Source organism: Sphingomonas sp. CARO-RG-8B-R24-01 (assembly GCF_022662295.1).
In the GTDB taxonomy this organism is placed as follows: Bacteria; Pseudomonadota; Alphaproteobacteria; order Sphingomonadales; family Sphingomonadaceae; genus Sphingomonas.
Genome location: NZ_JAKNQI010000001.1, coordinates 469836 through 484267, shown reverse-complemented (window position 1 = coordinate 484267; position 14432 = coordinate 469836). Strand labels below are relative to the sequence as shown.

14 protein-coding genes and 1 tRNA gene are annotated in these 14432 nt (G+C 65.5%); 11 read left to right on the top strand and 4 right to left on the bottom strand.

Annotation, left to right across the window (positions count from 1 at the left end; all coding sequences use genetic code 11):
• The 6 genes from L8G49_RS02265 to L8G49_RS02240 all read left to right on the top strand — a co-directional run bounded on the left by L8G49_RS02265 (position 1) and on the right by L8G49_RS02240 (position 9037).
• A complete protein-coding gene (locus L8G49_RS02265; protein WP_242182197.1) occupies positions 1-1602 on the top strand; it encodes a DHA2 family efflux MFS transporter permease subunit in 1602 nt (533 codons plus the stop codon).
• Positions 1599-3095 (top strand): efflux transporter outer membrane subunit, encoded by a 1497-nt coding sequence (locus tag L8G49_RS02260; RefSeq protein WP_242182195.1) that lies wholly within the window; start codon positions 1599-1601, stop codon positions 3093-3095. Before L8G49_RS02265 ends, L8G49_RS02260 begins: the two co-directional genes overlap by 4 nt.
• A gap of 37 nt (positions 3096-3132) precedes the next feature.
• Positions 3133-4302 (top strand): acetylornithine deacetylase, encoded by a 1170-nt coding sequence (gene argE / locus L8G49_RS02255; protein ID WP_242182193.1) that lies wholly within the window; start codon positions 3133-3135, stop codon positions 4300-4302.
• Between the two features lie 434 nt (positions 4303-4736).
• A complete protein-coding gene (locus tag L8G49_RS02250) occupies positions 4737-6077 on the top strand; it encodes an EAL domain-containing protein (protein WP_242182191.1) in 1341 nt (446 codons plus the stop codon).
• Positions 6078-6137: 60 nt separating this feature from the next.
• Positions 6138-8585, top strand: a complete 2448-nt coding sequence (locus L8G49_RS02245) for an ATP-binding protein (RefSeq protein WP_242137419.1) — start codon at positions 6138-6140, stop codon at positions 8583-8585.
• Between the two features lie 62 nt (positions 8586-8647).
• Positions 8648-9037, top strand: coding sequence for a response regulator (locus L8G49_RS02240; RefSeq protein ID WP_242137418.1), 390 nt, complete (start codon positions 8648-8650; stop codon positions 9035-9037).
• A 67-nt stretch (positions 9038-9104) separates the two neighbouring features.
• Here L8G49_RS02240 and L8G49_RS02235 read toward each other — a convergent pair whose 3' ends face one another.
• On the bottom strand, positions 9105-9956 hold the full coding sequence (locus L8G49_RS02235) for a methyltransferase domain-containing protein (RefSeq protein WP_242137417.1): 852 nt from the start codon (positions 9954-9956) through the stop codon (positions 9105-9107).
• 44 nt (positions 9957-10000) lie between these two features.
• On the opposite strand from L8G49_RS02235, the gene L8G49_RS02230 reads away from it, so the two are divergent.
• The 5 genes from L8G49_RS02230 to L8G49_RS02210 all read left to right on the top strand — a co-directional run bounded on the left by L8G49_RS02230 (position 10001) and on the right by L8G49_RS02210 (position 12492).
• Complete coding sequence (locus L8G49_RS02230; RefSeq protein WP_242182189.1) at positions 10001-10726, top strand: ComF family protein; 726 nt, start codon at positions 10001-10003, stop codon at positions 10724-10726.
• Between the two features lie 45 nt (positions 10727-10771).
• Positions 10772-11029 (top strand): glutaredoxin 3, encoded by a 258-nt coding sequence (gene grxC / locus L8G49_RS02225; RefSeq protein WP_242137416.1) that lies wholly within the window; start codon positions 10772-10774, stop codon positions 11027-11029.
• Positions 11026-11847 (top strand): carbon-nitrogen hydrolase family protein, encoded by an 822-nt coding sequence (locus L8G49_RS02220; protein WP_242137415.1) that lies wholly within the window; start codon positions 11026-11028, stop codon positions 11845-11847. The genes grxC and L8G49_RS02220 overlap by 4 nt, the downstream gene beginning before the upstream one ends.
• On the top strand, positions 11844-12302 hold the full coding sequence (locus L8G49_RS02215; protein ID WP_242182187.1) for a DUF1178 family protein: 459 nt from the start codon (positions 11844-11846) through the stop codon (positions 12300-12302). Before L8G49_RS02220 ends, L8G49_RS02215 begins: the two co-directional genes overlap by 4 nt.
• A 113-nt stretch (positions 12303-12415) precedes the next feature.
• A tRNA-Arg gene (locus tag L8G49_RS02210) sits at positions 12416-12492 on the top strand.
• A gap of 75 nt (positions 12493-12567) precedes the next feature.
• On the opposite strand, the gene L8G49_RS02205 is transcribed toward L8G49_RS02210, so the two are convergent.
• The 3 genes from L8G49_RS02205 to L8G49_RS02195 form a co-directional block, all read right to left on the bottom strand.
• On the bottom strand, positions 12568-13551 hold the full coding sequence (locus L8G49_RS02205; protein WP_242182185.1) for an aldo/keto reductase: 984 nt from the start codon (positions 13549-13551) through the stop codon (positions 12568-12570).
• Positions 13552-13789: 238 nt separating this feature from the next.
• Positions 13790-14071, bottom strand: a complete 282-nt coding sequence (locus L8G49_RS02200) for an SWIB/MDM2 domain-containing protein (RefSeq protein ID WP_242137327.1) — start codon at positions 14069-14071, stop codon at positions 13790-13792.
• Positions 14072-14113: 42 nt separating this feature from the next.
• On the bottom strand, positions 14114-14317 hold the full coding sequence (locus L8G49_RS02195; RefSeq protein WP_242137326.1) for a DUF2945 domain-containing protein: 204 nt from the start codon (positions 14315-14317) through the stop codon (positions 14114-14116).
• Positions 14318-14432: the final 115 nt, after the last annotated feature.

Below are 14432 nucleotides of genomic sequence, written 5' to 3'. Positions count from 1 at the left end.
GTGGCGAGCGCCAAGGCGCAGGACGGTTGGGATCCGTCCCGGTCCGGCGCGGGCGCGTACAGCCCGTGGCTGATCGTCGCGATCATCAGCATCCCGACCTTCATGGAGGTGCTGGACACGTCGATCGCCAACGTCGCGCTCGATCATATCGCCGGCGGCCTGTCGGTCTCGAACGACCAGGCGACGTGGGTGCTGACCAGCTACCTCGTCGCCAACGCGATCGTCATCCCGATCAGCGGCTGGTTGTCCGACGTGATCGGGCGCAAACGCTATTTCCTGCTGTCGATCGCCCTGTTCACGATCGCCTCGTTGATGTGCGGGCTTGCGCCCAACCTGTCGACGCTCGTCATCGCACGCGTGTTGCAGGGCATCGGCGGCGGCGGGCTGGCGCCGGTCGAGCAATCGATCCTCGCGGATACCTTCCCGCCCAAGCAACGCGGGATGGCGTTTGCCGCCTTCGCGATCGTGGTCGTGGTCGGCCCGGTCCTCGGGCCGACGCTCGGCGGCTATATTACCGAGAACAGCAGCTGGCACTGGGTGTTCCTGATCAACGTGCCGATCGGGATCGCCTCGGTGTTCCTCGTCAACCTGTTCGTCGATGAGCCCGAAGCGATCAAGAACGACCGGAAGAAGCTGCTCAAGCGCGGGATCCGGGTCGATTACATCGGCATCATCCTGATCGCCCTCGGGCTCGGCTTCTTCGAACTGACGCTCGATCGCGGCGAGCGCGAGGACTGGTTCTCCAGCAGCTTCATCATCATGACCGCGAGCATCTCGTTCATCGCGCTGACCGCACTCGCCTTCTGGGAAACCAATCACCCCGAACCGGTGGTCGACCTGAAACTGCTCAAGAGCCGTAACTTCTCGCTGACGCTGCTGATCATGGGGATCACCGGCATGATCCTGTTCGGCACGACGCAGCTGATCCCGCAAATGTTGCAGCAGGTCCTCGGCTATACCTCCTTCCAGGCAGGGCTCGCGCTGACCTTCGGCGGGATCGCGACGCTGGTCGCGGTGCCGTTTGCGGGGCGGCTGTCGGGCGTGGTCGACGTCCGGCTGCTGCTGTTTCCCGCGCTGCTGGTGCAGGCGTTCGCGCTGTGGAACATGACGCATCTCAACGCCGACATCTCGTTCCAGGATGCGGCGTTCGCGCGATTGTTGCAGGCGATGGCGCTGCCGTTCCTGTTCGTGCCGATCAACGCGGTCGCCTATGTTGGCCTGCCGCAGAACAAGACCGCGCAGGCCTCCAGCCTGCTCAACGTCGCGCGCAACCTCGGCGGGTCGATCGGCATCTCGACCGCGCAGACCTTGCTCGCCTCGGCGCAGCAGCGTCACCAGTCCGAACTGGTCGAGAAGCTCAGCCCGATCGATCCCAATTATACCGACTGGCTGTCGAAGGCGCAGGGCGCGTTCGGCGGGCAGGGGGACCCGGGAACGACGTCGCTCGCGGTGCTGTACCAGACGGTGCAACGCCAGGCGTCGATGCTCGCGTTTCTCGATGTGTTTCGTTCGCTGATGATCGTGGTGCTCGTCGTGGCACCGCTCGTTTTCCTGATGCGCTCCGGCAAGTCCGGTGGTGGTGGTGGAGGCATGGCCCATTGACCCGCTCGTTCTTCTCTCTGGCCCTGCTTGGCAGCACCCTGCTGGCCGGGTGCACCGTAGGGCCGAACTATCACGCCCCGACGATGCCCGTCCCGCCGGCGTTCGCCGAGCGCCAGCTCGCGCCCGCGCCGGGTGCGCAGGTCGATCCCGCGCGCTGGTGGGCGGCCTTCGGTGATCCGCGGCTCGACTCGCTCGTCGAACGCGCCCTGAAGGGCAGCCCCGACATAGCGATGGCGGCATCGCGCGTGCGGCAGGCCCGGTTGCAGGAAATTTCGGCGCGCGCCGTCGGCAAGCCGACGGTCGATGCGACGGGCAACGTCAGCCATATCGAGTTCAGCAAGAACGCCGGGCTCTCCTCGATCGCGCAGGCCTTCTCGGGCGGTAGCGGCGGAGGATCGGGCGGAACGGGCAGCAGCAGCGGCTTCGCGCTTCCCGGCAGCGGGATCACGACCTTTTCGGTCGGGTTCGATTCGAGCTGGGAGCTCGACCTGTTCGGCGGTGGCCGGCGCGGCGTGGAAGCCGCCGGCGCGCGCGTCGAAGCGGCCGAATGGACCCGGCGCGATGCCGCAGTGACGCTCGCCGCCGAGGTCGCGCAGGCCTATTTTGCGCTCCGGCTCGACCAGGAGCAGATCGCGGTGATCCAGGACGAACTGGTCTCGCAGCAGCGGTCGCTCGACATAGCCGGCCATATCGCGCGGGTCGGTCTCGTCCCCTCGATCGACGTCACGCGGCAGCGCGGATCGATCACCGGCACGCAGGCGCGGCTCGAGCCGATCCGCGCGGACGTGCGCGTGCGGATCCACGCGCTCGGGATCCTGCTGGGGGTCGAGCCCGAGACGCTTGATGCCGAACTGGCGCGGCCGGGCGTGCCGCTGGGGGCGTTGCCGGTGGTTCCGGCCGGGCTGCCGTCGGACCTGCTCCGCCGGCGCCCCGACGTGCGGGCGGCGGAGCGGCAGCTCGCGGCATCGACCGCGGACATCGGCGTCGCGGTGTCGGACCTCTACCCCAAGTTCAACCTGACCGGCGTGGCGCAACTGCTGTCGACCTCGCTGGCCAACCTGTTCACCGGCAACAGCCTGCAGCTGACGGGCACGGGCGCGGTGCAGTTTCCTTTGCTCGACTGGGGACGGCGCAAGGCCACGATCGGCATCCGCAAGGAAGACCGCGAACAGGCCTATCTGCGATACCGCACCACCGTGCTCGGCGCCTTGCGCGACGTCGAGGATCCGCTCGCGCGGCTGGATGCCGAGCGGGCGCGCAACGCCGCGCTGCAACGCGCAGTCGCCGATGCGCAGACCACCGCGCGCTCGGTCGAGGCGCAATATCGCACCGGGTTTGTGACGCAGACCTCGCTGCTCGACGCGCAGGTCAACGTGCTGAGCGCGCGCGAGCAGCTGGCGGCGAGCAACGCGCAGTTGCGGCAGGACACCGCCGCGCTGTTCAAGGCGATCGGGGGCGGCTGGGAAGAACCTGCGCGGGCGACCACGGGGTGATTGGCAAGTTGGTTAATCCATGCCTAGAACCAAGGGCATGGACACACCCGAACAGCTTTACGCCGCCGCGCTGACGCATCTCGAGGCGTTGATCGGTTTCGACACCACCTCGCGCGATTCCAACCTGCGGCTGATCGCATATGTCGAGGCGTTCCTCCGGGCGCACGGCGTGGCGAGCCACCGCGTCGCCAATCCCGAGGGGACCAAGGCGAACCTCTATGCGACCGTTGGTCCGGTGGTGCCGGGTGGAGTCGTGCTGTCGGGGCATACCGACGTGGTGCCGGTCGACGGGCAGGCGTGGAGCAGCGACCCGTTCGTGCTGACCCGGCGCGGCGATCGGCTGTTCGGCCGTGGGACGTGCGATATGAAGGGCTTCCTGGCGCTGGCGCTTGCCGCGGTGCCGGGGTTCGCGCGCGGGGAGACCGCACGGCCGATTCACCTGGCCTTCTCCTACGACGAGGAAGTCGGCTGCCTCGGGGCACCGTCGATGATCCGCGAGCTCGTCAAGGATCTCCCCGCGCCGCTCGCCGTGATCGTGGGCGAGCCGACGAGCATGGAGGTGGTCAGCGGGCACAAGGGGATCTCGACCTGGCGCGTGACGGTGACCGGGCATGAGGCGCATTCGAGCCTGACTCACCTCGGCCTGTCGGCGAACATGATCGCGGTCGGGTTGATGGAGCAGATTCGCCAGATCGCGGACGAGCTGGCGCGGCATGGCGACCCGGACTCTCCCTATCATCCGCCGCACGCGACCTTGACGATCGGGCTGATCCAGGGGGGAACGGCGGTCAATATCCTGGCGCGCGAATGCTCCTTCACGTTCGATTTGCGCACGCCCCCGGGCCAGGATCCGGACCGGATCATTGTCCCATTTCTGGACGCCTGCGCCACGGCTCATCGCATGGCGCAGGAACGTTTTGCGGATGCAGGCGTGGCGGTGATTCGGCGATCCGCGACGCCATCCTTCGCCCCCGAGCCCGATGGCGCGGCCGAACTGCTCGCGCGGCGGCTGGCGGGCGACAACGGCCCGACGCGCGCGGCGGCCTATGCGGCCGAGGCCGGGCAATTCCAGGGGGCGGGGTTTTCGACGATCATCTGCGGCCCGGGCTCGATCGAGCAGGCGCATCAGGCCGACGAATATATCGACCTGGCCCAATTCCGGCGCGGTGCGGCGTTTATGGCGCGGCTGGGGGAGGCTATGGAATGAGCAGTAAATTACTGACCTGCATCAGAATTTTACCGCTTGTGGCAGACGGTTGCAGTAAATCTGCATCGTGGTGCCAAATCAGATCGCATCGTTAGGCAATTGTTTCAGTAAAAAGACACGAGAGGCGGTCAAAACCATTTAGAATTTCGGCCCGACACCGCGCGATAGCGATTGGTCACTATCCGGCGCTGCATCGGGCCGAGCCCTGATTACCAGGGACGAACGCCTTCGCCATAGACGAGCGAGATGATGAAGCGGATCATGACTTTTCTCCCTTGTACGTTCAGTTGAACGTCCAATTTTGTTAATTGAATCTTAAGACTAACGCAATCTGCTATTGAGGTGGCGACGCAGCGCCGGATGCGGTTAACAGTTCTTTCACGGATGGCGTCTAGCAGTGAGGAATGGTGCGAAATTTGCCTGACCAGCGTCCGATGCCGAGCCCGGATCATGCCGTGATCCCGTCGGCGGAAAGTGGCGGCGTACGGAACACGCGCACGGCCGAAGGCCGCGCCACGATGGCGGTCGCCGCGGACGGGCGGTGGCATTGCGTGTGCATCGTCGAGATCGTGAACTTCCTCGCCATGCGGCGTTTGCTCGGTCGTGTTCGGGCGGATCGTCTGCGCGACGACGTGCGTACCAGATTGGCACAGCACTGCGCCGATCTGGAAACGACGGTGGCCGGCCGCGAGGCCCTCGAATTCTGGCTGGATCGGGAAAGCTACGCCGACGTGTTGCTCACGATCGCGGAACTGGATGCGATGTTCGTCGCGCCGTTCGATCTCGACAATGAATCGCACCGGCTCGAGATTGTCATCGGTGCCGCGACAGCGCCGCTCCATACGACGGAAGACGTACGATTGGTCGAGGAGGCGGAATTCGCGCTCGACGAGGCCCGGCGCGAACAGCATAGCGTGCTGCGCGACCTCTCCGCGGGAACCGCCGCGTTCGATCGTCTGACGCTGACGCGGGAATTGCCAAGCGCGATCGCGAAGGGCGAGATGTTCCTGCAGTATCAGCCCAAGGTGCATGTTCGCAAAATGGCGATCAACAGCGCGGAAGCACTGGTACGCTGGCAACATCCCGAACGCGGTTTGATCCTGCCGGGGGATTTCATCACGGTCGCGGAAGAGGCCAACCAGATCGCACCGCTGACCTTGTGGACGCTCGATCGGGTGATCTCCGATCAGAAGATACTCGTTGCCGACGGGCGCGACCTCACGCTCTTCATCAACATATCGGGCAAGCTGCTGGGCGACGCGGCGTTCGTTGCCGAGGCTTGCGCCAAGATCCAGGGCAGCGGTGCCAAGATCGGGTTCGAGATCACCGAAACCGCCGTCATCCGCGATCCCGAATGTGCGATCGCCAATCTCCAGACGTTGGCCGGCGTCGGGATCAGCATTGCGATCGATGACTATGGCGCAGGCTTGTCGTCCCTGGCGTACCTCAAGCAGTTGCCGGCACGCGAGCTGAAGATCGACAAGCTGTTCGTGTCGCAATTGACGAGCAGCAACCGCGACCCGTTGATCGTGCGATCGACCATCGACTTGGCACACGCGCTCGACATGGAAGTTACGGCGGAGGGTGTAGAAACGCGAGCCGCGATGGCGCTGTTGACGGTGATGGGCTGCGACATGATCCAGGGATATCTGATCAGCCGCCCCATTTCGATCGATGCGCTGCGGGTCTTCCTGCAGGATGAAGTCGGCAGCCCGGGGGATCAGGTTCGCGAAGCTATGTTCAGCCGACCCGCATCCTTGTGGAAAAGTGCCTGAACGGCCTTGATCAACAGCGCGCTCCATCGTGACAGGTATGCCAGCCGGATGAGGACGTGGATGAAGCAATGGTCGCGCGGTATCGTCCTGGGGATCGGGCTGCTCCTTTGCGCCGTCCTGCCTGCGGCAGGGCGGGAAGCCAATCAGGCGGGCAATACGTTCGAGGGTTTGGTCGCCAATGCCAAGGCATCGATGCTGATCGACGCGGCCAAGGCGGCGCAGTGGGCACGGGAAGCACGGGTGCTCGCGGCCAAATCGCCGCCCGGGACGCGGGATACCGATATGGCGACGTCCTTTTGGCTCGAAGCCGAGGCGGATCTCCGGATCGGTAAGACCGCCGAAGCCGCGCCCTTGCTGTCCAAGGCCATATCGCTCGTCGCAAGGCAGCGCCCGAGCAAGCTGTCCGGCGATATCCTATTGTCGCTTGGTGGACTTCGGACTGCCAATGCCGATGTAGCTGGAGCTTTGAGATCCTATCAGGCGGCTTACGAAGTCTTTCGCAAGACGGGCGACGTGCGCAGCAGGGCCATTGCGATGGTCACGATCGCGCTCCTGTATCAGGAAGCCAAGGACTACGATTCCGCGCTTAAATATCTCAAGGAAAGTCTGGAGATCTATACAGGAGACCCCCAGATATTGTTCGCGGTGCATAATAATAAGGGCGTTTCCCTAAATGAGTTGGGTCGCTTCCGTGAATCGCTGTCTGAGTTTGAAAAAGCACTTGAAATTGCAACCGCTCTGAAAAGTCCGTTCCAGCAGGCGCGTACCTATCGGAACATGGCACGGACACAGTTGGCCGAAGGACAAATCCAGGCTGCGGACCGCTCGATTGCGCAGGGCCTGGCTTCCGCGCGTAACGACGAACCTGATTCCGCCAGCGACCATTTCCTCGTGCTGTCGGCCTGGTCCGCGCGGCTTCATGGGCGCCTCGATACGGCCAGGCGGTTGATCGAGCGGGCATTCGCCACCGTGGATCAGGAGACGTCGACGCTCGATCTGCGCGAAGGGCATCAAACCGCCTATGATATCTACAAGGATCTGGGCGACGACCAGCAAGCGCTGATCCATCTGGAAGCGTTGAAGAAACTCGACGACCAGACATCGAAGCTCGCCGCGTCCGCCAACACCGCTTTGGCGGCGGCCCGCTTCGACTTCGCCAACCAGGCACTCAAGATCGAAAAGCTGCGCCGGGCTCAATTGCAGCGCGACATCGACGATACGAAGCTGCGCGCGCAGACGCAGCAGACCATCTTCGGTGGGCTCGCGATCGCGACGGGGATCATCGTCGGCATGCTCGTCTTCGGCCTCGTCACGATCCGGCGCAGCCGCAACGAGGTTCGCGCCGCCAACGTCGATCTGGCCGAGACCAACGTTGCCCTGGGCCGGGCGCTCGCCGCCAAGACCGAATTTCTCGCGACGACCAGCCACGAGATCCGCACGCCGCTGAACGGCATCCTCGGCATGACGCAGGTGATGCTGGCCGATCCCGGGATCGATCCGGCGGTACGGGATCGCATCGGCGTGGTGCACGGCGCCGGGATCACGATGCGCGCGCTGGTCGACGATATCCTCGACGTCGCCAAGATGGAGACGGGCAACCTCACCATGGAGGCGATTTCGTTCGATCTGCGCGGGACGCTGACGGACGTGTCGCGCTTGTGGGAGGACCAGGCGCGGGCGCGCGGCGTGACGTTCCTGCTCGACCTCGACGCTTGTCCCGCCTTCATCGTCGGCGACGCCGCACGGTTGCGGCAGATCGCCTTCAACCTCCTGTCCAATGCGCTGAAGTTTACCGAGCGTGGGTCGGTCACGCTGCGCGCCGCGGAGGACGGCGAGACGCTGGCCATTTCAGTCGAGGATAGCGGGATCGGCATTCCGGCCGACAAGATCGACCTGATCTTCGAATCCTTCCGACAGGTCGACGCGGGGACCACGCGCAAGTTCGGGGGGACTGGGCTTGGCCTGACGATCTGCCGCAATCTGGCACAGGCAATGGGCGGCGAAATTTCGGTCGCGAGTGTCGCGGGGGAAGGCTCCACCTTCACGGTACGGATCCCGCTGGTTCGGGCAACCGGACCGGAGACGGCGGTCGCCGTGGCCGACGGGGTCGGGGAAGCGCTCGTCATTCTCGACCGCAATCCGATTACGCGCAGCATGCTGCGCGCGGTGCTGGAACAGCATGGCGAGACGGTGCTGTTCGCATCGTCGGTGGAGGACGCGCTCGATCGGATCGCGAAAGGTGGCGTTTCCCGCGCGGTGATCGATGAAGCAACGATTCGCGCCTTGCCCGACCAGGCGGCCGCGCTGCGTCTGCTGGGGGCGGCGGAGGTGCGGTCCACGCTCCTCTGGACATCACCCGATGATACTGAACTCGCCCGGTTTTTATCATTCGGGATCGATCAGGTCATAACCAAGCCAGTATCCGGAACCGCGTTGCGAGCCCGGGTGTTTGGTAACGAAACGTCCGAAAAATCCCTGAATTCCGGGCTTGTCTCGCAAGCGGCATGACCCGATAGAGGGGCGATGAAGTCGGAAGTATCGCTTTTGATCGTGGATTTTGGGATGTTCCGATGAACATACTTTTCATCGAAGACGACCCGATGAATCGGCGTGTCGTGAAGGACATGCTCGACGTGGCGGGGGCCACGATGACGGGCGCCGAGAGCGCCGAACTGGGGCTCGAACTGATCGACGCGAACGATTACGTGATGGTCCTGCTCGATCTGCGCATGCCGGGTATGGACGGGTTCGAAGCGTTGCGGCGGATCCGGGCGCGCGGCGATGCCAAGGCCAATCTCCCGGTCATCATTCTGACCGCCGATACCGCGGTGGATTTGCGTGAACGCTGTCTGGCGGATGGCGCGGACGATATCCTGTTCAAGCCGGTTGCGATGGATTCGCTGTTCGACGCGATCGGACGCACGCTGGCCAAGGGCGCCGGCGACGGCATGATCACCTGATCACCACGCCTCCTGCATCGGCCGGCAACGCCCGTGGGTTGCGGCGGCGAGACGGTAGCGCGCGGGTCTATTCCGGCGCGGGCGCCGGGAAGCGCGTGAGCGCTGCCTTGAGCGACTGGGTAGCGCTTCCGCGCCGGGCGGGCTGCGGCTGGCTCGGCGCAGGGGCCCAGCCGGTCAGGTAGATGATGTCGAACCGTTCGGCCGTCTTGCCATCGGGATCGGCGCGCGCGGCAAAGGTCTCGGCGGCCAGCGCGAGGGTATCCCGGCGCAACGGAACGCGGTCGCGCAGGATGTTGGTTGCGCCCATGCCCCGCAGGTCGCGCAGCAAACCGCCGATGGTCGCATAGCGCACCGTCAACGGCTCGATATCGGCGACCGGCAGCGCGAACCCGGCGCGCATCAGCAGGTCCCCGGCCGATCGCACATCGACCTGCGGATGGATCCGCGCGGCAGGACGTTCCCGCTCGACCTCCCGCAGACTCGCGCGCAACGTCGATAGCGTGCCGGCGCCACAGAAGGCCGCGAGGAACAAACCATCCGGCCGCAGCATCCGCCGCGCGAGCGCCAGCGCACCGGGCAGATCGTTGACGCTGTCAAGGACGCCCGCCGACACGATCAGATCGAACGATTCCGAGGCGAAGGGCAATCGGTCTTCGTCCGCCTCGACGCCGCCGGCCGCCTGCGCGAAGGCGGCGCCGGCGTCGCAGCGTGTCACGTGCACGCCCGGCGGGGCAGGAAAGCCGGCATCGAAACAGCCGAGGTCGAGCATGTCGGTGAACGCGCGCTTCACCGTCGCGAGCCGATCCACCAGCCCTTCGACCATTACGGCGCGCAGGAAATCATACGCAGCGAAATCGGGTGCGGCACGATCGCGATGGAGACGGCGGGCGGTACGGTCGAAGAGGTCTGGGGCGCTCACGGCGCCGCTTGTGCCGTGTGGGGCCGTGCGCGACAAGGGGGCACGTGTCCGCCTGGCTCGCCCCGCTGCGTCTCGTCGCCGATTTTGCGCTGCCGCCGCGGTGTCCTGGCTGTGGTGCGGTCACCGGCGCCGATCATCGCTTCTGCGCGACATGCTGGGGCGGGTTGCGCTTCCTTGCGCCGCCCTGGTGCGCGGCGTGTCATCGTCCGTTCGCGATCGATCAGGGGCCGGGGGCGTGCTGCGACGCGTGTCTCGCCCGTCCGCCGCGACACGCTGGGGTTCGTGCGGCGGTTGCCTATGGCGATGTCGCGCGGACGGTGGCGCTGCGCTTCAAATATGGCGGGCGGATCGCCTTTGCCGAGACGATCGCGCGGCAGCTGGTTCGGATCATGCCGGACGACGCCGATCTGCTGGTGCCGGTGCCGCTCCACCGCTGGCGGTTGTGGTCGCGCGGGTTCAACCAGGCGGCGCTGATCGCGGCCGCGCTGGCGCGGGCAACGGCGGTGCCGAGCGATCCGCTGCTGCTGCAGCGCACACGAGCAACCCCGCCGTTGCGCGCAATGGGCCCCAAGGCGCGCGCACGAACCGTCAGGGGGGTGTTTCGCGTTGTCGACCCGAAGGCGACCATCCGGGGCAAGGCGGTCGTGCTGATCGACGACATTCACACCAGCGGCGCGACGACCGATGGATGCGTGGGAGTCCTGCTCGATGGCGGTGCACGACGCGTCACGATCCTGTGCTGGGCGCGTGTGCTCGATGCGGACGATTGATGCCAAAAGATTGACATTGCGGGGGGCACCCCACATTTCTGCGTCATGTCCAAGATTGAAATCTATACCAAAGCGTTTTGCCCGTATTGTGCACGGGCGATGAAGCTCCTCGCGTCCAAGGGCGTGACGCCCGAGGAATTCGACATCACGATGGGCGGTCCCAAGCGGACCGAAATGCTCGAGCGTGCCAATGGCCGGACGACCGTCCCGCAGGTGTTCATCGACGGCCAGCATGTCGGCGGCTCGGACGACCTCGCCGCGCTGGAGCGTGACGGCAAGCTGGACGCGCTGCTCGGCCTGTGAAGATCGCGGTCGCCCAGTTGACCAGCGGCATCGATCCGGTGCGCAACGCGGGCACTCTGGTCGATGCCGTGGCGCAGGCGGCGGCAGGCGGGGCAGGGATGCTGTTCACGCCGGAAATGTCGGGTCTGATCGATCAAGACCGCAAGCGGGCCGCGGCAGTGCTGCGCGCCGAAGCGGACGATCTGGTGCTGGCCGCCGTCCGCCAGGCGGCGGCGGCCCATGGCATCTGGGTGCACGTCGGGTCGCTGGCCGTGCGGACGGCGGAGGGGCGACTGGCCAACCGTGCCTTCGTGATCGACGACGCGGGCGAGATCCGTGCACGCTATGACAAGCTCCACCTGTTCGACGTGGACCTGCCGACGGGTGAAAGCTGGCGAGAATCGGCTTCCTACGTGCCGGGGCAGGATGCCGTGGTGGTGGATACGCCGGCCGGCACCCTCGGCTTGTCGATCTGCTATGATCTGCGGTTCCCCGATCTGTACCGGACGCTCAGTAATGCCGGCGCGAACGTGTTGGCGATCCCCGCCGCCTTTACGCGCCCGACCGGCGCCGCGCATTGGCACGTGCTGATGCGCGCCCGGGCGATCGAGGCGGCGGCTTATGTCGTGGCGGCTGCGCAGACCGGCGAGCATGAGGATGGCCGCGCAACCTACGGGCATTCGCTCGTGGTCGATCCCTGGGGGCAGGTGGTACTCGACATGGCGGAAGCCGCGGGGGTCGGCTTCGCCGAGATCGATCCGACCCGTATCGCGGATGTGCGCGCGCGTATCCCGGTGCTGTCGCATCGTCGCCCGATACCGCCGGTCCGGTTTGGATGATCGTCTTCGACCTGCAATGCGCCTCTGCCCATGTGTTCGAAGCCTGGTTCGGCTCCGGCGCGGCATTCGAGGATCAGCAGGCGCGCGGCTTGCTCGCGTGCCCGTTATGCGGCGATGCGCGGGTCATCAAGGCCGTGATGGCGCCGAACGTCGGGGTCAAAGGCAATCGCGGCGCGGATAGCCGGTCCACGAGCCCAACGCCCAAGATGCCGCCACCGGCCGAGATCAAGGCAGCGCTCAAGGCGCTCGCCGCGACGCAGGCGCACATGGTGCGGCAGTCGACCTGGGTCGGACGGGGCTTTGCCGACCAGGCACGCGCCATGCACGACGGGGTGGTCGAACAGAGCGCCATTCATGGCGCGGCCACGCTGGCCGAGGCGAAGGCGCTGCATGAGGACGGCGTTCCGATCATGCCGCTGCCGTTCCCGTTGCTTCCGCCGGAAACGGTGAACTGACGCCGCATGGTGCGCGGTTCCGCAAGGCCGCCGTGGTGGTATCCAATGCGCTGTCGTCGGCACGTCGAGGTCGATTGACCCCCTCTGGCGGACCCATTACTGGTTCAGCCAGTGCCCCCGTAGCTCAGGTGGATAGAGCGACGGTTTCCTAAACCGCAGGCCGGTGGTTCGAATCCACTCGGGGGCACCATTCCGCAGCAGCGCGCAAAGCCAGTCGATCGCGCCACGCCTGGCCGCGCACGCGGCGCGCGACCGGGTCGCATGGTCAGCCGCCGGTGACCGCGAGCAAATGGTCGGGGTAGCGCTCGCCCGCGATCGCGATGCCGCGCGATGCCGTGTCGATCGTCGCGAGGTCTTCGCCGGTCAGAACGATTGCCGCACCGCCAAGATTCTCCTCCAGCCGGTGGAGCTTCGTCGTGCCGGGGATCGGGACGATCCACGGCCGCTGCGCCAGCAGCCAGGCAATGGCGATCTGCGCAGGCGTCGCCCCCTTGCTGGTAGCGATGCGCTTGAGCAGATCGACCAGCGCTTCGTTCGTCGCAATGGCCTCCGGCGTGAAGCGCGGCAGCGAGGCCCGGAAATCGCCGGCGGCGATCTTCGTGTCCGCCGTGATCGCGCCGGTCAGGAAACCCCGGCCGAGCGGGCTGTAGGGCACGAAGCCGATCCCGAGCTCCGCGCATAGCGCCAGGGTCCCGTTGCTTTCCGGCCCCCGCGTCCAGAGCGAATATTCGCTTTGGATAGCCGTCACCGGTTGGACGGCATGGGCTCGGCGAACGGTTTCGATCCCGGGTTCGGAGAGACCGAAGTGCTTGACCTTGCCAGACGCGATCAGATCCCTGACCGTACCCGCGACGTCCTCGATCGGTACGGCAGGGTCGACGCGATGCTGGTAGAACAGGTCGATCTGCTCGACGCCGAGACGGCTCAGCGCAGCGTCGGCAACGCGCCGGATCTGTGCGGGTCGGCTGTCGAGCGCCCCCATGCCCTTGCCGATGTCGAACCCGAACTTGGTCGCGATCACGACCTGGTCGCGCACCGCGCCGAGCGCCTCGCCGACCATCTCCTCATTGGTATAGGGGCCGTAGACTTCCGCCGTATCGAAGAAGGTCACGCCGCGCTCGACCGCCTGGCGGATCAGCGCGACCCCTTCCGGCCGGGTCATCGTCGTCGCATAGCCGAAATTGAGCCCCATGCAGCCGAAGCCGATCGCCGAAACGTTCAATCCTTGCCCGAGAGTACGGTCTTGCATCGAGAATGTCCTTGGTTCGCCCGCCGAGCAGCGGACCCGTTCTCGAGATAGGGCGTCGCTTCCCCCGGGATAACCACGGGATGTCGGCAACCTCTCAGGAACGGGGTAGATCAGTGCGGCGAGACGACCGGATCGACCGCGATGCCTTCATCGGCCGGTCTACCAGCGCGCCGTACCGCGGACACCATTACGGCCGCGACACCGGGGGGTATCGCGGCCGCAGCCATGTTCGATCAGCTTAGGCCTTCATGTGACCAGCGAGATGCTTGTTCATCTCGAACATGGTCACGCGGTCCTTGCCAAATACCTTCTTGAGCTTTTCGTCCGCGACGATTTCGCGCTTGTTCTCAGGGTTCTGCAGGTTGTTTGCCTTGATGTATTCCCACACCTTGCTGATCACTTCGCTGCGCGGCAGCTTGTCGTTGCCGACGATCGCGCCGAGTTCGGCCGATGGCTGGATAGGCGCGAAAATACCGCCGGTCTTGGGGGCGTCGCTCTTCGCGGTTGGGGTCTTGGCCATTTTTTGGTCCTTCCTGGTGTGCCGTTACAACCGACATCGGTTTCACGCCTTGTGCAGCGCTGCGCTCTTGTGCGCTGCCTTGCCGCCATTGTCACTCTTTACGATGTACTGGGGGTCGTCCGGCGTGGCCGCGACCTTGTGGCCTTTGATATGGGTCGCGCTGGTCTGTTTCTTCTCGACGACGCCATGCGCGGTCCCGCCATGCGATTTCCACGTAACAGCGTCGCCCTTGTGCAAGTCGTCCATCGCTCGTCTCCGTCGGTTGCGCGCATCAGCGCGCGAACCATGCTTTCGGTTGCATCCGACGACAAACGGCCCGCCATTCCGACAGGAAAAGCGAGCCGTTCATCGATTTTCAGGC